The 19,552-nt window shown below is 58.4% G+C and carries 15 protein-coding genes and 5 pseudogenes; 13 read left to right on the forward strand and 7 right to left on the reverse strand.

What is annotated here, in order from left to right:
* The first annotated feature begins 164 nt into the window (after positions 1–164).
* The 4 genes from MTR72_RS15315 to MTR72_RS15330 all read left to right on the forward strand — a co-directional run bounded on the left by MTR72_RS15315 (position 165) and on the right by MTR72_RS15330 (position 2,229).
* The gene (locus MTR72_RS15315) at positions 165–539 is read left to right on the forward strand and encodes a hypothetical protein (RefSeq protein WP_280968965.1); all 375 of its coding nucleotides are present in this window, start codon (positions 165–167) and stop codon (positions 537–539) included.
* A 1-nt stretch (position 540) separates the two neighbouring features.
* Positions 541–1,107 carry a type II toxin-antitoxin system VapC family toxin gene (locus tag MTR72_RS15320; protein WP_341510477.1) on the forward strand — a complete coding sequence of 189 codons (567 nt, stop codon included), beginning with the start codon at positions 541–543 and terminating at the stop codon, positions 1,105–1,107.
* Between the two features lie 6 nt (positions 1,108–1,113).
* Positions 1,114–1,734, forward strand: coding sequence for a hypothetical protein (locus MTR72_RS15325; protein ID WP_341510478.1), 621 nt, complete (start codon positions 1,114–1,116; stop codon positions 1,732–1,734).
* 84 nt (positions 1,735–1,818) lie between these two features.
* Positions 1,819–2,229, forward strand: a complete 411-nt coding sequence (locus MTR72_RS15330) for a S1/P1 nuclease (RefSeq protein WP_341510479.1) — start codon at positions 1,819–1,821, stop codon at positions 2,227–2,229.
* Positions 2,230–2,918: 689 nt separating this feature from the next.
* Here the strand turns inward: MTR72_RS15330 and MTR72_RS15335 are convergent.
* A complete protein-coding gene (locus MTR72_RS15335; protein ID WP_341510480.1) occupies positions 2,919–3,989 on the reverse strand; it encodes a hypothetical protein in 1,071 nt (356 codons plus the stop codon).
* Positions 3,990–4,075: 86 nt separating this feature from the next.
* Between MTR72_RS15335 and MTR72_RS40365 the strand changes: the two genes are divergently transcribed.
* Positions 4,076–4,282, forward strand: a complete 207-nt coding sequence (locus MTR72_RS40365; RefSeq protein ID WP_445819591.1) for a hypothetical protein — start codon at positions 4,076–4,078, stop codon at positions 4,280–4,282.
* A gap of 482 nt (positions 4,283–4,764) precedes the next feature.
* Here MTR72_RS40365 and MTR72_RS15340 read toward each other — a convergent pair whose 3' ends face one another.
* A complete protein-coding gene (locus MTR72_RS15340; protein WP_341510481.1) occupies positions 4,765–7,233 on the reverse strand; it encodes a putative bifunctional diguanylate cyclase/phosphodiesterase in 2,469 nt (822 codons plus the stop codon).
* A 377-nt stretch (positions 7,234–7,610) separates the two neighbouring features.
* Between MTR72_RS15340 and MTR72_RS15345 the strand changes: the two are divergent.
* From MTR72_RS15345 to MTR72_RS15380, 8 genes and pseudogenes are all read left to right on the forward strand, one after another.
* Positions 7,611–8,072 (forward strand): annotated as a pseudogene (locus MTR72_RS15345) (Lrp/AsnC family transcriptional regulator).
* Positions 8,073–8,329: 257 nt separating this feature from the next.
* Positions 8,330–8,506, forward strand: coding sequence for a hypothetical protein (locus MTR72_RS15350; protein ID WP_341510482.1), 177 nt, complete (start codon positions 8,330–8,332; stop codon positions 8,504–8,506).
* 422 nt (positions 8,507–8,928) lie between these two features.
* Complete coding sequence (locus MTR72_RS15355) at positions 8,929–9,510, forward strand: LabA-like NYN domain-containing protein (protein WP_341510483.1); 582 nt, start codon at positions 8,929–8,931, stop codon at positions 9,508–9,510.
* A 26-nt stretch (positions 9,511–9,536) separates the two neighbouring features.
* Positions 9,537–10,057 (forward strand): annotated as a pseudogene (locus tag MTR72_RS15360) (aminotransferase class I/II-fold pyridoxal phosphate-dependent enzyme); the annotation flags it as partial.
* Positions 10,054–10,686 (forward strand): dethiobiotin synthase, encoded by a 633-nt coding sequence (gene bioD, locus MTR72_RS15365; protein WP_341510484.1) that lies wholly within the window; start codon positions 10,054–10,056, stop codon positions 10,684–10,686. The pseudogene MTR72_RS15360 and the gene bioD, both read left to right, overlap by 4 nt.
* Positions 10,686–11,938, forward strand: a pseudogene (locus tag MTR72_RS15370) (adenosylmethionine--8-amino-7-oxononanoate transaminase). The gene bioD and the pseudogene MTR72_RS15370 overlap by 1 nt, the downstream one beginning before the upstream one ends.
* A gap of 567 nt (positions 11,939–12,505) precedes the next feature.
* The gene (locus tag MTR72_RS15375; protein ID WP_341510485.1) at positions 12,506–12,802 is read left to right on the forward strand and encodes a hypothetical protein; all 297 of its coding nucleotides are present in this window, start codon (positions 12,506–12,508) and stop codon (positions 12,800–12,802) included.
* A gap of 1 nt (position 12,803) precedes the next feature.
* Positions 12,804–13,217 (forward strand): annotated as a pseudogene (locus MTR72_RS15380) (sigma-54-dependent Fis family transcriptional regulator); the annotation flags it as partial.
* A 1,582-nt stretch (positions 13,218–14,799) separates the two neighbouring features.
* Here MTR72_RS15380 and MTR72_RS15390 read toward each other — a convergent pair.
* The 5 genes and pseudogenes from MTR72_RS15390 to MTR72_RS15410 all read right to left on the reverse strand — a co-directional run bounded on the left by MTR72_RS15390 (position 14,800) and on the right by MTR72_RS15410 (position 18,608).
* Complete coding sequence (locus MTR72_RS15390) at positions 14,800–15,291, reverse strand: hypothetical protein (protein WP_341510486.1); 492 nt, start codon at positions 15,289–15,291, stop codon at positions 14,800–14,802.
* Positions 15,292–15,539: 248 nt separating this feature from the next.
* A complete protein-coding gene (locus MTR72_RS15395; RefSeq protein WP_201759801.1) occupies positions 15,540–15,746 on the reverse strand; it encodes a cold-shock protein in 207 nt (68 codons plus the stop codon).
* A 741-nt stretch (positions 15,747–16,487) separates the two neighbouring features.
* Positions 16,488–17,117 (reverse strand): prolyl oligopeptidase family serine peptidase, encoded by a 630-nt coding sequence (locus MTR72_RS15400; protein WP_341510487.1) that lies wholly within the window; start codon positions 17,115–17,117, stop codon positions 16,488–16,490.
* Positions 17,118–17,362: 245 nt separating this feature from the next.
* Positions 17,363–18,106 (reverse strand): annotated as a pseudogene (locus MTR72_RS15405) (S9 family peptidase); the annotation flags it as partial.
* Positions 18,015–18,608, reverse strand: coding sequence for a hypothetical protein (locus MTR72_RS15410; protein ID WP_341510488.1), 594 nt, complete (start codon positions 18,606–18,608; stop codon positions 18,015–18,017). The pseudogene MTR72_RS15405 and the gene MTR72_RS15410, both read right to left, overlap by 92 nt.
* Positions 18,609–19,552 lie beyond the last annotated feature (944 nt).

A 19,552-nucleotide genomic window follows, 5' to 3' on the forward strand; every position in this document is an offset into this window, starting at 1 on the left:
CCGACGAGCAGCATCGACAGCGCAGCTGCGCCCAACAACTTCTTCTATTGATAGTCGACTTGGTCCTCGAGGCCGGCACAGCCATCAGACGCCTTGAAGTCGAAGCAGCAAAAGACTACTCTGTTAGACAAATTTCATTTTTGTTCAACAACGGATAGAGTTTTATGGCAAAAGGATCGGCGAGCAAGCCCACGCCCCTCCGGGCGAAACGGAGAAGAGCTGCATCCAAGGGTGGCTCGGTACTGATAAAAACCCTTAAGCGAGAGCTGGGGACCAGCGGGCTTATCGCGAGCAAGGCGCGATTTGAAGCGGTCATGCTGGCGGCGGAACGATCTGGCCTTTTGAGTGAAAAAGGCAGCCGCATCGGTGGCCGGGTTAGTCCGGCCTTGGTCCGGCAGGCCAAGCACCAGACGGGCATCGAGGCGGATACGGAGTTGATCGAGTTTGCGCTGGCGACGGTCGCACTCGAGGACAACTTCGCAGAAGCGTTCAAGGAGTCTCGGGGCAAGGTCGACCCAGCGTTGAAGCTCGGTTTCTAACGTGGCGGAATTCGACTTTGACGCGGCGCGACGTTGGGCGCGGTTCGATCCGGAAAACACGCTGGCACGGCGCACCGACGATGAACTTCCGTTCGTCAGCGTTGGTCTGACCGCTGGACTGGGGCTACTGCTCGATACCTGCGTCTATATCGATCAAATGCAAGATCGTTCGCCTTCGATCCTGGACGACCTGATCACGCACCGACAAGTCAATCATTCGACTGTCGCCATCCAGGAGCTGATGTACACGGTCGGCGCGCTCAATCCTTCCGACGCGCGAACCGCTTCTGTCCTCGATGTGATCGGGAAGCAGATCAAAGCGATGCCGCCGCATCGGATCTTTGCGCCGGACATAGACGTGCTGGGACGAGCCGCGCTGCTATCAGGGATCCTCTGCCGCCTCCAGGGATATGAAAAGGACGGCAAATTGCGCGCGCTTCAGGATTGCGTGCTGTTCCTGCATGGGCAAAAGCTCGGCCTGGTCGTCCTGACCGCCAATGTCGCCGACTATGATATTCTACTCCAGCTGATACCAACCGGTCGCGTGCTGCTCTATCGTCCGAAATGATCCCCATTGCAGGATTTTGACGACCTTTCGCTCGCCGACCTCCAGGCTTTTGCTGACCAAGGGCTCAGCATAAGCTTTCCGAATCAGTGGTGTGATTGGCTGGACCGGCCCGTCGTCGACCATTTCGCATGCGCTCTGACCGCTTTTCGACGGCTGCGCCAGCCGCGATCAGTGCGCACAAAAGCCCCGGGGATGTGGGGTACGCGAGTGGCGGACATCTACCTCACGGAGTTCGACCGCATTTTCCGGCACTTCTACTCACGCGACGCCGCAAATGACATCGCGAAGCATGGCGGCCAGACGAAATTCGGTCTGCTTGATGACAGCGATCGATGGACGAACGACTATTTCGATCCATCCAAGGCAAAAAGCCATCGGCGCGAAATGTTCTTCGCCAATCCCCAAAAGACCTGGCAGGCCGAGGCCGCCAAGGACCCGGATGTCTTCGCCGGCGAGGGCGTGCGCGGTTCCAAGGGGACGAAGGATGGCGGAGTGCCTGTTGCGCGGGCCGCCGCCAGGAAGAAAGCCGCCGTGAAGAAAAGGGCCAAGAAAAAAGCCGCTCCGAAAAAGAAGAAAGCGAAGGCCAAAGCAAAGACCCCCAGGAAGCGAACGGCTCGAAAGAGCTGATATCTGAGGACCATAATATGCGGATGATCGCGATTTTGTTTATCGCGCTGGTCTCGCTGACAGACCGGGCCTGCGCGTGGGGAGATGAAGGACATTTGCGAAATAGCCTATCGGCTGGCGACGGTCGACACTCGGGCAGCAATCCGCAAGCTGGTTCGCAACGACCAGGAATATGACACATTCAGCGAGTCGTGCGTCTACCCGGATCATCCGCGCAAGCGCGCCTCCGAGCATTTCTTAAACCTGCCGCGCACGGCGCACGAGGTACCGCGGGAAGATTGCCCAGGGGCGGTCCCGTGCGCCTTGAGCGCAATCGAAAATGACTCGACTGTCGTCGGGGCCAGGGGGAAGCCGGCAGACCGCCTGATCGCTCTGAAATTTCTCGGACATTGGGTCGGAGACATCCACCAGCCGTTGCACGTCTCGTTCGCAGACGACAGGGGCGGATTGCGCTTTCCGACGCGTTTAGCGTTAAAATGCAAGCGGAATTTCTAGCAGCAGGCATGAATGTTTACCAGTCCTGTTACGCAGCCGACCGTCCATCTACGGAGCAGACTTTCGAGGTCGCCGTCGCCTGGGCAACACCAAGGGATCTGAGACCCGCCAAATCCAGTCCGGACGACCACGATGGAAATGTTTGACTGCCCTCAGCGCAAATTCGCGGAACTGCTCATCATTCCATAACGCCACAATACGATTCCGAGGCTCTCGGCCTATCTGGTGACCCATTCGATAAATAAAGCCTTGGTAGGGGTCGAACTTCTTGCGCTCGTCTTGGCGTCCGTGACCATGTGGCATAGCAGGTATCGGGTCGGGGTCGCCAATCCTGAAAAACCAATGCTGAAGTCCGGTAGCTGATGACGGAATGAGGTGCAGATCATCCAGGTCATTGTTCTTGCCAGCATCACCCTCAAGTGCATTTGGCCCTGGAGTAAAAGATGCGCTCTCGCAAGCTTCGGGCCACACCGGGCGCTCGTCACTCCAGCGTTCCGCATTCAACAATGACCGTGCGTAAAACGAGGCCGGCGAAGCGCGACGGCTGAGATCAATCAATGTGGCAAGTCGTGACAGATACGTCTCCGGACCTATGAGGCCCATCCACAAGGAATGTCTAAGAAGATTGTGCAGATCGTCGCTCGCTGCATCGCTTAAGAATGAACTTGGCATGCATTACAAACCCTGTTCTAGCCCGCAAGAGACTTGGCGTAGTAGTCGAATAGCTGCGTACAGGTCAGCTTGTTTTCGATGCGGATATTGGCGTTGGTGTCGATCACTGGAACGCTAAGGCCTCCTCCGGGCAGTTCGACGGGACGACCAAATTCGTTGTCGGGAAAAAATGAGCCGAGTTCCTTAATAATCACGCTTACGTCGCTGTCCGACATTCCAAACGCAGTTCCGTAAATCTGCTTGGTTATGCGCGATTCGCGCGGCTTGAGTAGCGCCATATTCTGCTTGTGATACGCAAAGCCGAGGAACACAATGCACTCTGCTTCGTGTATCGCGGCTTGCATCTTGTGCAAAACATCCTGCTCCTCAATCCGCTCTGTGTATGTCTTGATCGCCTTCGACAATTCGCGGAAGTCCATCCGCGCGTGGGTTATGCCGCCGAACTGCACTTTCTCTAACTGACCGACAGAACCGTATGGATGGATTATGTTTGCCTTCGCAACAATGTCTGCGGCGTGTTGCGGCTGAATACCGTAAAGGAGCTGGAGGGCATGCCGGAGAAAATATTCCAAGCACCGGTCATAATTGAACGCGATGAACGAGACATCAGCAAGGACGTTCTCGACCTCCTGCGTCTTCCTACCTGGGCCGAGCACTTGCATGAACTTGACGAACCATGAGTCGCGGATCGGTCCGACGTTCAGCTTGTTGTAAATGTTTGACGGATCGACGTAGAGCTTGCAGCCCCGCTCTGCATTGAGGATCGTGCGGACTATCGCAGCCTTGCCTACTGTAACAACTTCAGGAGAGGCCTCGTGAATGTTGAGAAAATCGTCAATTGAATTGGCGAGCAGTACGCCATCATGGATCAGGCGGAAAGCGTTGAAATACGCGTTCGCGTTGGGATCACCGCGCTCGAAGAAGCTGAGGGCTAGGTCCTCATCGTAAGTGTTCCGGCCCAGCCGTCCGTGATCAAGGACAACCCCCGTGCGATTCGCAATGTCCTCAGCTAGTTGCCGACCGGCCGGCACGCCAATGTCATATCCCGCACCAGCGCCGATAACGAAGAGTGTCTTGCGGTTGAACATTTGTTGACCATATCACGATTCGCGAACCCAGGCGCATTGTCATACCAGTGCCCAATGGATTTTAGGGTATCTCTCCGGCGATCTGGATCGCGACCGGCCACACCGATATGCGCCGCGGCATGCGAAGCCTGGCTCTTACGGTTCAGGAGAGCCTGAAGCGCGATCCCCATGCCAGGGGTCATAAACGCGAAGGGTACGCCGTGCGAGCTGCGCAGCGACTTTCCGAGACGTTCATGCTCAAAGGCAAACCTCAATCAACTAGAGCACGAAACGCACCAACGCGTTCGCTTTAAGCAAAGGCAAACGCGAGCAAGCTTGAGCAGAGCAGCGCGAAACCCGCCGCAGTCAGTGCCAGGAAGCTCCGCGACTAGGGATTGCCCATGAAACGGCCTCGATTGCGCCGGTCGAAGAGAACAGCCGCCCGCCATAGCTCGATGAGAAAACAATCCGCATCCCTTGTTGCTCAGATGAACTCTCCCAGTCTCACGCTGGGGCCGCTAGGCAGGCAGTGCCAGCTCACTCCCGGCTGCGAACGAAGAATTGGGTATGCCCATCGCGCGGACTACAATGGCAAGTTTGGTCGCCTTTGCTACAACCAACACCGTACGTAGCGAACGAACAATCTCGTTTCGCACCTGAATATTTCGGCTTTGGATGAGCGTTTTGCACCATGCTTACGCTTAAATCCTGCGTCCGACCGCCTCTTTCGACGGATTTCAATTGCTCGGTGACGTGATGGACCGACGCTGGTCGGAACGCGCAGCTACGCCAAAATTCACGCCGCCCTCGACGCCCTCGCCCCAAAACGAAGCAACAGCTGCGCTATCTCGGCGGCCGGCTTGGCGCCGCTGAAGAGAAAGCCCTGCACCTCGTTGCAGCCCTCGGCGCGGAGCCAGTCGAGCTGGTCGGTCGTCTCCACGCCCTCTGCGATGGTGGTGATGTTGAGGCTACGCCCGAGCCCCGAGATCGCGCGCACGATAGCCACGCAATCAGAACGTTGCGCGAGATCCTTGACGAAAGAGCGGTCGATCTTGATCTTGTCGAACGGGAAACTGCGCAGATAGCTCAAGCTCGAATAGCCAGTGCCGAAATCGTCCATGGAGATGGAGACCCCGAGATCACGCAGCAGATGGAGGATCGCGAGGTTGGCGTCGCTCTCCTCCAGAAAAACCGTTTCGGTGATTTCGAGCTCAAGGCGCTTGGGCGACAAGCCAGAATTGGCAAGCGCCGAAACCACCACCTGCACCAGATTGCGGCTGCGGAATTGGACCGGCGACAGGTTGACTGCAAGCTTGATCTCCCGCGGCCATTTCGCGGCCTCGTTGCAGGCTTCGCGCAGCACCCATTCGCCGATCGAGGTGATCAGCCCGAGGTCCTCGGCCACGGGGATGAACTCGGCCGGCGAGATCATACCCTTCTCCGGATGTCGCCAGCGCAGCAGCGCCTCGAAGCCTGAGATCTTGTCGCTCGCTATATCGATGAGCGGCTGATAGTGCAGCTCGAACTCGCTATTGGCAAAGGCGCGACGCAATTCGAGTTCCATCTCCCTACGCTTCTGCGCCTGGTGATCCATTTCTCGCTCGAAGAAGCGGTGAATGCCGCGCCCGTCCTGTTTGGCTTGATAGAGCGCCATGTCAGCGTTGCGCATCAAATCCTCGCTACTCGCGCCATCGCCCGGCGAGAGCGCAATCCCGACGGAGGCGCCGATCACCACTTCATTGCCGTCGATCTTGTAAGGCGCGCTCAGCACGCTGATGAGGCCTGTGGCGAAGTCGCTGATCTCATTCGGCGAGGCCTGGGGAAAGATCACGGCGAACTCGTCACCGCCGAGCCGCGCGGCGAGGTTGTTGCCGCGTACCTGCGAACGCAGCCGGTCGGCCACCTGCTTGAGCAGGCGATCGCCCATGGGATGACCGAACGAATCATTGACGTTCTTGAATAGATCGAGGTCGATGCACAGCACCGCGACGCGCCTGCCGGGTGCCGGGCTTGCCTCCAACGCGTCCCTGAGGCGCTCCTGGTAGAGCTCGCGGTTGGCCAGATTGGTCAGACCATCATGGTGGGCCATATGGGCGATGCGGGCTTCGGCCTTGCGCCGTTCGGTGATGTCGACGACAGCGACCAGATAAGCATCGCGACCGTCGAAGGTGAGGCGCCGTCCGAAAGTGAGCACGCAGATCTCGCTTCCGTCGGCTTTCACATGCCGCCAGTGCTGTTCGGATTGGCAGGTCTCGCTAGTCTCCTGCAGCACCTCGGTGTGGCTGGCCCAATCATCCTCCGGCCAGAGGTCGCGAACGCTCATCTTCAGGAACTGCTCGCGGGAATAGCCGTAGTGCCGCACAGCCGCGTCGTTGACGTTCAGAAAGCTCATCGTCTCGGGATCGAACACCCACATCGGCATCGGATTGGAATCGAACAGCAGCCGAAACGAGGCCTCGCGCCGCTTCAACGGCGTCACATCAGAAATCGTCAGCGACAGGATGTCGCCGAATACGGTTGCCGCGAAGCGCAGGCTACGATCGTCGCTGTCGATTTCGAACTGGTCGCGCTCGTTCTTGGCAACCGCCTCGCGCAGCCGAGCGACCAAGCCCTCAGAACAGAGCAGGTGATCGCCTTCACTCAGCCGCCGCCATTGGAGGCTTTGAGGAGCCACCTTGAGCAGCCTTGCTGCGCCCTGATTGTGGTGCACGATCTGGAAATCGGATGGCTGACCGATCGCGTCGCGGATGGTCGAGAGCGAGATCACACCATCATCGGTGGTCGCGAAGATCGCATCGAGGAGATTGTATTGCGCGCCGCGCTCGTTGACGTAAGCGCCGACCAAGGTGCCGCCCCACCGAGAGAAGGTCGGCAGCGCCAGCACGTCATAGGTCCGCACCATGCCATCGCGCACACAGTGGACGGCCGCAAGATAGGGCTGGCTGTTTGCGATCGCATGGGACGCGGCCTCGCTCAGGACGGTGGCGCAATCCGGCGGCAGCGCGGCTATCGGAATGTCCCGGCGCTCGTCGCCGAGCCACTGCTGCGCATAGCGGCCGGTTCGCGAAACAGTGAACGCATCGTTCTCGCACTTGAGCAGCACCATTTGATCGGCGAGCCGCCCGAGGCTGCCTAGCATCACGTCTTCATAGCCGGGAAGGGTTTCACCGGGCTTGAGCGCAGTCTGCCACTTGCGCCGCAGCACCGACACATCCTCGAACATCTTCGTGTTTATTCTCGCGCCTTGCTTCTTGGCAGCACCCATGACGCCCCCCGAACCCGAAGCTTTCTGACCTGGCGGTGCTCTCTAGGCGGGTCGGCTTAACTCGACGTAAAGAAAAGGGGCGCGCTCATGGCATAGACGATCACTGAAAGTTTTAAATCAGGTGATGGTTAGCGCGCGTACGACGACGCAGAGAGCGGCAATGCGTCGTCGCGAAATACTTACACAGCCTTCCCCCCCATGCCACGCCAACATCACTGGCAACTCTGAACTGATGGGAGCTCTTACCGCAGCTTATAAGGCTGCAGTCTGATCGCTGGCGTTGTTGAAATCACCACATGCATTTTGGAACAGTTTTTGGACGCTTTCCTGCGCCCTTCAGCCATTTTTCGGTGAAATTCACCCAAGCTGGAACCGAAATGCCATACGATCGAATCGACGCCCGCATCCTTGAAATCGTGGTTTGACGTCCGAGGTGATCGCCGAACTTGCCGGACTGTCTGCCACCCGGTGTCAGCGCGCCTGAAGAGGCTCCGGTTGGAAGGTATCATTGAGGGCAATGTCTCTATCGTTTCGCCGAAGGCGGCGGGACGGCCTATTCAAATGCTTGTACTCGTGACTATGGAGCGGCAGCGTTCAGATATAATCGATAGATTCAAAAGGGATCAAATCGTCAGCCGAGGTCGTCAACGGATTCTACGTCACGGGAGACGCGGACTTTGTCCTATACGTTACCGCAACTAGCATGGAAGACTTTGAGGAGTTCACTCGGCCGATTCTTCTATGTGAACCCGCACTTCAAGGGCTTCAAGGCGATGGTCGTATTGGATCGCGTAAAAGCGGGCTTTGCTATTCCAGTTGAGACTCCGTGCGAGGAGTGACCAAACGCTGATGCAGTATCTACCACGGCGTGGATCGGCGCGTTTCCGCGTTTTTTCGTCGCCTGCCCGGCATAAAATGCAAGAAAACGTCCCCGCGCTCCGCTAGTGTCACGTTCATTCCAAGCTGATCTTGGTCCTTCCGGAAAACGAGATTGTTCGTTCGTTGCGTACTGTATTTGTCGGAGCACGGCCTGCGGGAGTAAGGTCATCCCTTGCCGTTCGGAAGGTGACGCCGATCCGATGGTCCTACATCCGTCATGAAAGACAGCGATAGCAGCCACCCTGAAACATCGGAGATGACAGATGACCAGCGCGAATTGAGGCGCTGCAAGCAAGAGATTGCGCGTCTCAAGCAGCTGGTTGTGGAGCTCTCCGAAATTGTCTTGCGCAACGTCGTCAAGAGCGACGGCGGACGACAATCGGAGCGCCCCTAAGTCTATGAGCGACGCCGCCGTAGTGCGCTGTCTCCCAGCAGCGTGGCTTCCCGCCTTGGGGGGCATAGGGAGCGGCCCCGCCCTGTGCTCCACGGGGCGGGGCTCTTAACTTTTAGTCGGAAGCGCGGCATAGGTCAGGAGACGCATGGATGACGGGTGGACTGATCAAACTTCCCTTGTTGTAACTGATGGCAGCGATCGCTTCTGATCTTGCTGTAGCGCGCTGATGTTCAACCGTGACGGTGAATTCTGGACTCAACTTGCGGCCTATCTCTCCGCCCTGATTGTCGCGTTGTCTGTGCTGTACAGCATTGGTCAACTTCTGGTCGGAGACAATCTTGAGCTATCTCTTAACCTCGGATTCTTTTTTGGATGGATCGTACGCGGCCTAAGGTAATGAGTGGCGGGGGGATCAAAAGCCAATGTCAACAGTCGACAAAATCGCGCTCTTTATCGACGGCGCCAATCTCCACGTAACCTGTAAGGCGCTTGGCTTCGACATCGACTACAGGCGCTTGCTCGGGGAGTTTCAGAGCCGTGGCACAGTGCTGCGCGCGTTCTATTACACGACGATTATCGAGGAACAGGAATGTTCGTCGATTAGGTCGCTCGTCGATTGGCTCGACTATAACGGCTACACGGTTGTCACCAAACCAACCAAGGAAATCATTGACGCCAGCGGCTGCCGCAAGGTCAAGGGCAACATGGACATCGAGCTTGCGGTCGATGCCATGGAGTTTGCCGAACATATCGACCAAATGGTCCTGTTCTCGGGCGACGGCGATTTCCGCTCCCTGGTCGAGGCCGTGCAGCGGCGCGGCGTACGGGTGACGGTCGTGTCCACGATCGCCAGCCAGAGGCCGATGATAGCTGCAGAGCTTCGGCGACAGGCGGACGTATTTATCGAACTGGCACAGTTGAAGCTGAAGGTGGGTCGCGATCCGTCCGATCGGTTAGGCCCACGTCAGGACGAGCGCCGAAGCTCAAAAATCGGAGTTCTCTGAGCGACCCCGAAGTGGTGCGATGTTTCCAAGGAGCGTGGCTTGCCGTGCCCTACGAGAGGCGCGAGAATCTATTGGTCGTTCATACCTGCGGCAAGGCTCTCGGCGCTGCAGGCGCGTTAGTCACTGCTTCCGGCGTGCTGCGCGACTTTATCGTCAATCGCTGCCGTCCTTTTATCTTCGCTACCGCGCTCTCGCCATTGATGGCCGTTGCCGTGCGGGAGGCCCTCTTGATCCTCCAAGAGGAGCCGGAACGGCAGCAGCGACTGGCCAAGCTGGTCGCGTTCACGCATCGACAGATCGGCTTGCGCGGTCTTGGGAGCTCCTCGGGCTCGCAGATCGTGCCTATATCGTTGGCGACAACGCGCGTGCCATGCGGCTTGCCTCTGCCCTGCTGGGGCGCGGCTTCGATATTCGCGGGATCCGGCCGCCAACAGTGCCGGAGGGCACCGCCCGTTTGCGCATTTCAGTTACGCTCAACGTTGGGGAGGAAGACGTGCGTGCAATGCTCGATGCGCTCACTGAGGAGACGAGGGACTGGAGACAATGAGTCAACGAATCGTGGTGACCGGTACAGATACCGGGATCGGAAAGACGGTTTTTTCTGCGGGGCTCGCACATCTCCTCGGCGCAGACTATTGGAAGCCGATTCAGGCCGGCCAGGAAGGCGAAACCGACAGTGAAGTTGTCGCTCGGCTGGGCGGTCTTTCGGCTGATCGGATCGTGCCGGAGCGTTATTGTCTTCAAACCCCCGCTTCACCCCATCATTCCGCCGAAATTGACGGAGTTCGCATCGATCCGGATTCGCTCGATCCGCCGGAGATTGGGGAGCGGCCACTCGTCATCGAGGGGGCCGGCGGGTTGATGGTGCCGCTGATCGGCGACACGCTTTACATTGATGTCTTCGAGCGATGGCGGCTTCCTGTCGTTCTTTGCGCGAGCACGCGTCTCGGCACCATCAATCACTCTCTATTGTCAATAGAGGCCTTGCGAAAACGCGAGATCAAAATTCTTGGGATTGCTTTCATTGGCGAAAGAAATGCCGAGGCTCAAACTGCAATTCGGGAGATCGGGCGGGTGCGTTGGTTAGGGCGATTGCCCTGGCTTTCGCCTCTCACGGCAGAGACGTTGCACGGCGCATTCGCAGCCTCGTTCCGGTCCGATGATTTCAAGCCGTGATGCCAAAGAAGAAGTCGCCGATCTGGCATCCATTCACACAGCACTCACTCCAGGACCAAATGATAAAGGTCGTGCGCGCTGGTGGTGCGTATCTGCACACCGCGGATGGTCGCCGTATCATAGATGCAATTTCATCCTGGTGGGTCGTGACCCACGGACATTGCCATCCGCATATTGTGGGCGCCATTCAGGACCAGGCAGGTAAGCTCAACCAGATGATCTTCGCTGGCCATACCCACGATCCAGCCGAGGAGGTTGCGGCGCTACTTTCGAAACTCGCGCCGCCTGGGCTCGACTATGTCTTCTTCTCCGACAGCGGCTCCACCAGTGTGGAAGTAGCGTTGAAAATGGCGCTCGGCTACTGGCATAACATCGGCAAGCAACGAATACGCATCGTCGTGATGCAGCATTCCTATCACGGCGATACGGTTGGAGCGATGTCGGTCGGGGCTAGAGGGGTGTTCAACACGGCGTACGGTCCGCTGCTGTTCGATGTCACGTCAATCCCGTTTCCTGCAGGAGGTTGTGAGCAGGCGACGCTCGATGCGCTCGAGTCTGCATGTCGAAACGAAATGCCGGCGGCGTTCATTGTGGAGCCTTTGATACTAGGCGCGGGCGGAATGCTGATGTACCCAGTGTGGGTGCTAAGGGAGATGAGGCGGATCTGCGAGGCCTCCGGCGTCCTGTTCATTGCCGATGAGGTCATGACGGGCTGGGGCCGCACCGGAACACTATTCGCCTGCGAGCAGGCCAATATCACCCCCGATATTGCCTGCTATTCGAAAGGCCTCACGGGAGGCGCACTTCCCCTCGCAGTGACACTCTGCCGCGCGGACATTTTCGAGGCGCATTATTCAAAAGATCGTGCGCGTACGTTCTATCATATACCGCCGATCCCGTGGCCTACGCCGCCGCAAAGGCCAACCTGGATCTCTGGCAGGATCAGGAGTCCCACCAGCGCCTGGCCACAGTCGTCTCGATGCAAGCGCAGGCAATCGAGCCTTTCCGCGCCGACTCGCGCTTTGCAAACGTCCGCCGGATCGGCACGATCACGGCGCTCGATCTGAAAACGAGGGACGCGGGCTATCTGGCGGATATCGGTCCGAAGCTTCAGGGCTTCTTTAGAGACCGAAATCTGCTGCTGCGCCCGCTCGGCAATACGATCTACGTGATGCCGCCCTATTGCGTCACGGCGGCAGATGTTGATCAGATCTATGCCGCGATCAGGGACGCCGCCGATGCGCTGGCTTGAAGGCGCGTCGCGATCGTAGTCACCAGGAGCCTAGCCTTTAACTGTTCCGGAGCTGGGGCGACCTTTGCCTATCCGTACGCATCCGGTGGCGGCGCTGGTTAGCAGGATCGATCCGCAAGCATATGACGCCTCCCCCGGATCGTCGCCGGACATCCTCAGGGTGCCGTCGACGGGCTCCTACCCTCGGCCTATATCAAATCGCCAGAACTCGGCGAAAGGCGACCTAGGCCGGAGCGTACATTCTATCGAGGACGGACACTGACGATGTCGGAAAATCTCATGGCGACAGGATGGGATCGATTCTGGCTGGTACATCGCTGAGGGCATCGGATCGGTCCGAAGCACTGCCAGTTACGGAAGACCAGGAGGCCGGTGGTTCCTACCCGCTTGGTTGCCTGACACTGAAGAGAACGACATCGGTCCGTTCAAGACACAAACTGCAGCATGAGAAGAAGCCGAGCGTCTCGCTGCTGACAAAGATCCAACCGCCTAGTCGCGATTTGGCAATTCCGCGGAGATTGCCGGAGCAGCGCTTACCCTGGTTATCTTCGGCCGGCGAGCTGATGGGTGCTCACGCCGCGTGAGCGAAGTTCTGAGGGCGCCAATTTCAAGGCAGGAGTTCGTGAATGCGCTTGGCGGGTGATCCGGCAGGCGGGTCACCGCGCGGTGCTCAATTTGAGCTTGACCGGCGACGGGTACTCAGCAACCATACGTAGATTAATTGAGGAATCACCGCCTGGTGGCGGCGCGGTGGTGCTGGTGAAAGACAAGCTCGGCGTCACCATGACGATGCAAGGCATTATTGTGACATTTCACGGAAGGACTCGTGTCGTGGACGACGCGAACAGACGTATAGGACAATAGCATGCGGCTTCTCGTTGTCGGCACGTTGAAGGGCCAGCTCACGACGGCCACCAAGATCGCCATGGACAATGGCGCGACCGTCACCCAGGCCGAGGATGATGAATTGGCGATGCGAGTATTGCGTGGCGGCAAGGACCGCGACCTGCTCTTGGTCGATGTCGGGCTCGACATCCCCGACCTCGTCATGCGGCTGGAAGCCGAGCACATTCACGTGCCGATCGTTGCTTGCGGCATTACCAACGACGTCGGTGCAGCGGTCGCGGCGATCCAAGCCGGTGCGAAGGAATACATCCCGCTGCCGCCGGAACCGGAACTGATCGCCGCAATTCTCGTAAGGGTGGCCGACGAGGCCCGCGACCTCGACTACCGGGACGACGAGATCGCGCGGGGGATCAAACTCGCCCAGCAGTTCGCCGCCTTCGGTGATGCGGGTGAAACTATCCTATCCTAATGCTTCGAGTGAGTATGCAACAGCCGCCCCTGGATCCATCTGTCGCCGACACCGCTCCTGAAGACTCCATTCTGACGCCCTATGATTATGAACGTTTCATCACCTATTGGCGGCTCTTGGACGCTGCCTGCTCGACATTATTGTCGCGAACCAAGACTTGCATTCGTCAGAGCTCCTAGTTGGCCGCGTCCTCTCTGAAGGACGCAGCAGGTGTGGCGATGTGCCTTGGTGTAGGCCTGGATTTGATCAATTCAGGCTTGGCCGAATGCCCTGAGGGAGCCGATTGGCGGGGAAATCGCCGAGTCTGTGCTGCACACATTAGTCCCGGAACGGCTTCGGACTTTTGGCGTGCTGGCTTCTTCCGAGGGCTTTTCATAGAAGCTTGCCCGCTTCATTTCTCTGAACCGCCGTGCTCACAAGCTGGCTCGGAAACAGGCTATCCGAGAAGGATTGATTGCCGCCCCGGTCAAGGAATCCAATGATAAGCGCCCGACCTGAACGCCCCTTCCCAACGTTGCACCTACGAGCCCCAAACAACCATAACCAAATCCAGCCGGCCTCCTCACAGGCGGTTGCGAGGTATCGCTTGTCCGCCGCGAATGCACCACAGCGGACGTTAAATAACTGCGCGCCCAATCGAAGGCGAAGACGCCCGTTGTAAAAATCGCCAAGCAAATGAATCGAACCGTAGGCTCAGTGCGTCAAAAGGCGCTGACGCATTTCATTGGGCCATCAACGATAAGTCTTATTTCGTTATCGGTGTTTTGCCCAACTAGGATTGGTATCGTTCGCGGAAGGTTTTACCCATTTTGGAAGGAAGTTTCCAAGGCCGAACCAACCGCGAACGTGCGAGCTGCGCGTCTCCCCGCTAGTGCCATACCGCAGACGATACCGACTGTTCCAGACCATGTTTCGTGGTCGCCCTACTGCTCCCGCCAGCCCGCGTGCTGATGTCGACAGCGTCGGCTTTGCAGCGATTTGCTCGAATGATGCGGCGAGGTATCACCAGCACCGCATCGGACTAATAGATATCTTTGAAGTCCCGCCAATCGGGATGGTTCTCGATCGTAGCCTCGATCTCCGCGTCGGTGAACGCGTCAACACGGGCCCAGTCAGTCTTGCCCCTCCGGCGATCGCCCCATTTTCTCCGTCGCACCGATTGGAGCAGCCAATCTGGCGCGTAGACTTGCGAACGGCGCCAGGAAATTGAGGATCTTCACTTTCACGGGGACCAACGTCGATACCGTCGCATGCGCAGGAGGCACGCGCGACCGATAACGATTTTCACGAGAATTGTGTTTTGAGATTATCATGAGGTAGGATGGAAGTTTGATTTGTGGAGGATTCTGCAAAGGAAATTCACGCGTCGGATATATTCTTCAGGAAATTTCGCATGAGCGCACAATTTTCAGGACAAGTGAACGTTTTTCACGACCGCCGGCGACCCCAACCGCCGTTCCGGTGGGCTACGCCGCTCTGATCCACGCCTACAAGCTGCCCGTCCCGCTTCCCCGGAGCCTTTCGGCGATCGGCACGAAGCACCGCCTCATCGAACAGGGCGGCCGGCCCGCGCCATGCGCCTGAAGCCTCGCTTAAGGGACACCTGACCTTTGCCTTCAAGTACGAGGGCCTCGATCTCGCGGTTCTGAAGCGGCTCTTCCTCGCCGTCACCGAAGGAGACATCATAGAGCTCGCGCGGCAGAAGCCGACCGGCCTCTACGCGCGCCGGATCTGGTTCTTGTACGAATGGCTGCTTGGCCGCGAGCTGAAACTGCCCGCCGCGGATAAGGTCTCGTATGTAGATGCTGTCGATACCGACATCCAGTTCGCAGACGCGGGGCAGAACTCGGCCCGGCATCGCGTCCGCAACAACCATCCCGGCACGCCGGAATTTTATCCGCTCGTTTTCAGGACTTCTGCGCTGAACGAATTCATCGCGCAGGACTGGAAGGAGCGCGCGCGCCGTGGTCAGCCACGTGCCGAAGGATCTGCTTGCCCGCACCGCCGCGTTCCTCCTGCTGAAGGACTCAACGTCCAACTATGTCATCCACGGAGAACGGCCGCCGCAGGCATCAAGCCAATGCGATCTTGTTTACACCAACCCTCGAAGGCTCATGGCATCGGCGTAGCGGAAATAGACCTGCAGCCGCAGCGCAGCCGGCCAGTATGGTCCATAACGGACGAACTCGGTTGTGCGAGCACCTTCATGAGCTACGTGCATCACGCCTGGACAGGGGAGCACGAGCCGTGCATTGTTAGCCGCGCCGTGACCGGAGGCGGGTCAGATCAGCCAACCCTCAGATCCTCGGCTGACATCTTACCCGAACGCCCGGCCGTGAGCTGATAACTTACCCGGGCCCCCTCTTCGAGGGTGGTGTAACCGGCCTTTTCGACGGCACTGATGTGCACGAAGACATCGGGACCTCCGTCCTCAGGCCTGATGAAGCCATAACCTTTGGTCGAGTTGAACCACTTCACAATACCCATCGCCACGGCGGTGCATCTCCATAGTGAACCATTGTGATCTAGCGAAGAGTCTCCCGGCCATCAAGACGGTCAGCAAGAGATGCCCAGCGTCGCTGCGCTGGTCACGTGCTCGTTTTCTTATCGCCCGGTCTAGCTGCGGCCGCATCGTCCAAGCGACCAAAATCCTGACGTCGACGACAGTTTCGCCTCAGGGCTTCAGCCCAGCTGACGTTTTGACCTTCGCTTCACTCATCCCCGCCACCGGCTTACAGAAGAACTGTGGAGCCTCCGCTCTCATCCAGAGCCGGCGGATGGCTTTCATCGACGTTGAACAACAGGGCGGCCGTGAACTCCTTTGCGCAGCCTGGAGCAGGATTATCAATCCGAGCATGCCTGCATGAAGATACCTGGCATGTTTTCTCAAGCACGAAGGCACTCGCAGGGCTGCGCTTTAGCTGTTCGCCTTTGGATGTCAGCCGCACGCCGGGCCATGTCGGACGAACAGGGGTCTGCCGAGACAATCCTCAAGCAAGCGCATTTGGCAAGTTATTTGCTCGTCCTGTTGTATTTGGGGAGCCGGCAAACCCGCTCGACAACGGCGGAGCCTGTTCAAACCGGTAGCTTGCGCATCTGACGAACTTCGTCGCGCCGCCGGCGGCTCATCAGCCTCTCGCCTTGGCTTCGATGATTTCAGCGAAGCAACGTGAAGACGTTGAGATAACCAATGGTCTCGATTTTGTCTGCTTCGATCAGCCTGTTGACCGAACTTTACTCGGAACAAAGCCGCCTCGATGCATAGGTGCATTCAAGGGCCAGTTGACGCGCGTGTTCACTGAGATTGGCCGCGGCGCTGTGTCCCCCGTCGATGTTCTCGTAATACAGGTAAGGCTGGCCCAGCGCGGCGAGCTTCGCGGCAGCCTTGCGGCCGTGCGCTGGATGCACGCGGTCATCCTTGGTGGAGGTAAGAATTAAGGGAACGGGATAGGTCTTGCCCGCCACCAGCTTCTGGTAGGGCGAGTAGCGTTCGATCCACGCACGCTGTTCGGCAATGGCGGGGTCACCGTACTCGCCGATCCAGTAGGCGCCCGCGCCTAGTTTGGTGTATCGAAGCATGTCAAGCAGCGGCACCTCGATGATCGCCGCGTTGAAGAGCTCGGGACGTTGGGTGATTGCCGCGCCAACGAGGAGGCCACCCTGGCTGCCGCCAATTACTCCAAGCCGGCGTGAACTCGTGATCTTGCGGCGGATCAGGTCCTCGGCAACGGCAATGAAATCATCCCATGTCGTCTGCTTCGTTGCCCCCTGGGCGGCTTGATGCCATTGTGGGCCAAATTCGCCGCCTCCGCGCAGGTTCGCAACGACATAGGCATTGCCCTGTTCGAGCCATAGCCGCCCCACCGGTCCCAGATCAGAGGGCAGAAGCGACTCCTGGAAACCGCATAGCCATGGAGAAGCGTCGGGATCGTGCCTTCAAACCTTGCGTTTTTGGGCCGCACCAGAAAATACGGAATTGACGTGCCATCACGCGAAGTGGCTTCGAGCTGCTCCAGCACATGGTTGGACGCATCGAAGGCAGACGGTGTCTTCTTCAATTCCTCAAGCCTTTTGCTTTCGGCATCAAAATACCAGACTGACGTTGGTCCAAGATAGCTCGAGACGGTAAACATGACCCGGTCCGCTTTACCGTAGGTGGCTGACAGGCTGACACCTGTATGTTCCGGCAGCGGTATCGGCGTCGCGGACCAAGCTCCCTGATCGTACTTATAAACGAACGCTTTGCTCTGAACGTGCTCAAGGATCGTCAGGATCAAAACATTCTTTGTGGCGGTTAACTCGCTCAGGGCCTGGCGGGGCCCAGGTTGAAAGACAAGCGAGGCTTTGGCGCGCAGCGGATCCTGCTTCCATTCGTCGAGGTCATACGGGATCACCGAGCCCGCCGTGAAGCGGTTGTCCTCGGACGGCGTCCAGTCCTCGTCAAGTTTCACAAGCAGGCGGCCGCACGCGAGCGTGACGATCTCGGCCTTCTTCGGCAGATTGAGCTTGACGGGCCCATCGGGGCGGAAGACCACATATTCGGTCTCGAAAGAGCTGATTGCGCGGACCGCGCCGGTCGCATGAATATGACCCTCGCTGTCACGAAGCACGAGGGGCTGGGTCTCACTGTCGGTGGGCTCGCCACGAAAGATCTCGCGAGCCTCACTGAGCGACTGAGCGCGTTTGAGCTCCTTCACCACAAAGGGGTAGCCGGCTTGCGTCAAAGTCCCCTCGCCCCAGCCCCGTGCAACAAGGAGTGTGTCACCATCGACCCAGCTGACGTCCTGCTTGCCCTCTGGGAGATAAACGCCGTCCGCAACGCAGGTCTTCGCGGTGCGATCGAACTCTCGTATGGAAACGGCATCCTTGCCGCCATCGGAAAAGACTAATTAGGCAGAGGCGCTCTTCAGGCGGAAGGCAGCTGGCACCTCGAAAGACCCAATTTCTGTTCTCGGCGGCGGCTAAGGCGTCCACGTCGAGGATGGCTTCCCACTTTGGGACTTGGCTACGATCGCTCTCACGCGTGGTGCGCCGCCAGACGCCGCGCACCTGGTTCTCGTCTTGCCAGAAATGCTCCAAACCGCGCCCTTCCAATGGAATATCTGCGATCCGATCCTTCTGCAGGATGGCGAGCGCCTGTTCGTAGAAGTGACGATAGCGAGGATCTGACTGAAGCCCCCCGAGCGTCTTCTCGTTTTCGGCGCGAACCCAAGCCACTGCGGCTGGCCCTTCGATCTCCTCGAGCCAACGGAATGGATCATCAGTCAGTGCCGCGTCGGTTCGCTCCTGTGAAAGCGTCGTGGAGATGAAGCTGGCAATCGACATCAGCGTGGCGAAGAGGAGTGATGTCTTCATGGATTTGCTCCGGCTGAGGTCGAGCGCCCAGGCTCGCGGGGCCCGGCGCGTCAAGCAGAAGCGGCGGAAAGCAGGCAAGCGCATGACTTAGCGCGGCTTGCGCTATGTCGCGGTCTATTCACTGCAAGCTGCGTGCCGGCTAAAGAGTCGCAAGTTTCAGCCGTTCGGGGTTGCGCGACCATGTTCGGCTGCCGACATTGGTTGCCAAGCGGACATCACAGCGTGTCGGCGGACGGCCTGTAAGACAGCACCAGCATTTTCGATCTTCAGTGGGAAGCCCGGGACGCAGCGATGCTGCTTACCTCCGCGTCTGAGGTCCTCCTGGTCGGCGTCACCGGGCGGACTTGTCGACGGGCATCATCGGGGCAAAGACCAGCGCGTTGATCAGCAGCCAGATCGACATCATCGTAAGGGTGGCATGCATGGCGATCTCCGACCCGTTAGCTGGAAGCATTGCCGAGTTGAAGGAGCTTTTTCCTTGCGAAAACGAAGTCACGCCGATAGCTCGGTTCGTTAACTGATTGCCGAGAGGATTGCGCTCGAGACGGGGAGAGTAAAAATGCCAAATAAACGGCCCACGTGGCAACACGTCTTGAGATTGAGCCAACAATCAACAACCGGTTACAAGCATCAGGTTCTTCTGCGCAACAAAATGGCGAAATGAAGCTGGGCATCAGCAGCAATTGAGGAGCTACGGTCCAGCTTAAACGATCCTGATCCACCGGGTTGGGACCGACGCACGAGCCGTGGTCTCATGGACGACGCCCTATTACACAAACGAGATCAAGGGCGAGATTTCGATCGAGAATGCCCGCTGCTGCCGGATCATCCGGGCCGGTCCAAGGCTGGTGCAACCCTCACTGCGAACTGTTCCGTAACGTTGCTGTTGCGGCTCCAGAGCAAGCGCCGTTTTCCGGGGCGGAGCGATCAACGGGCAGCAGCCC

The sequence above is a fragment of the Bradyrhizobium sp. ISRA442 genome, from assembly GCF_038085055.1.
Taxonomy (GTDB): Bacteria; Pseudomonadota; Alphaproteobacteria; order Rhizobiales; family Xanthobacteraceae; genus Bradyrhizobium.

Coding starts and splice junctions, on each gene's coding strand:
- MTR72_RS15315 (WP_280968965.1), top strand. CDS start 165: ATGGCAAAAGGATCGGCGAGCAAGCCCACGCCCCTCCGGGCGAAACGG.
- MTR72_RS15330 (WP_341510479.1), top strand. CDS start 1,819: ATGAAGGACATTTGCGAAATAGCCTATCGGCTGGCGACGGTCGACACT.
- MTR72_RS15335 (WP_341510480.1), bottom strand. CDS start 3,989: ATGTTCAACCGCAAGACACTCTTCGTTATCGGCGCTGGTGCGGGATAT.
- MTR72_RS15340 (WP_341510481.1), bottom strand. CDS start 7,233: ATGGGTGCTGCCAAGAAGCAAGGCGCGAGAATAAACACGAAGATGTTC.
- MTR72_RS15350 (WP_341510482.1), top strand. CDS start 8,330: ATGAAAGACAGCGATAGCAGCCACCCTGAAACATCGGAGATGACAGAT.
- MTR72_RS15355 (WP_341510483.1), top strand. CDS start 8,929: ATGTCAACAGTCGACAAAATCGCGCTCTTTATCGACGGCGCCAATCTC.
- bioD (WP_341510484.1), top strand. CDS start 10,054: ATGAGTCAACGAATCGTGGTGACCGGTACAGATACCGGGATCGGAAAG.
- MTR72_RS15410 (WP_341510488.1), bottom strand. CDS start 18,608: ATGAAGACATCACTCCTCTTCGCCACGCTGATGTCGATTGCCAGCTTC.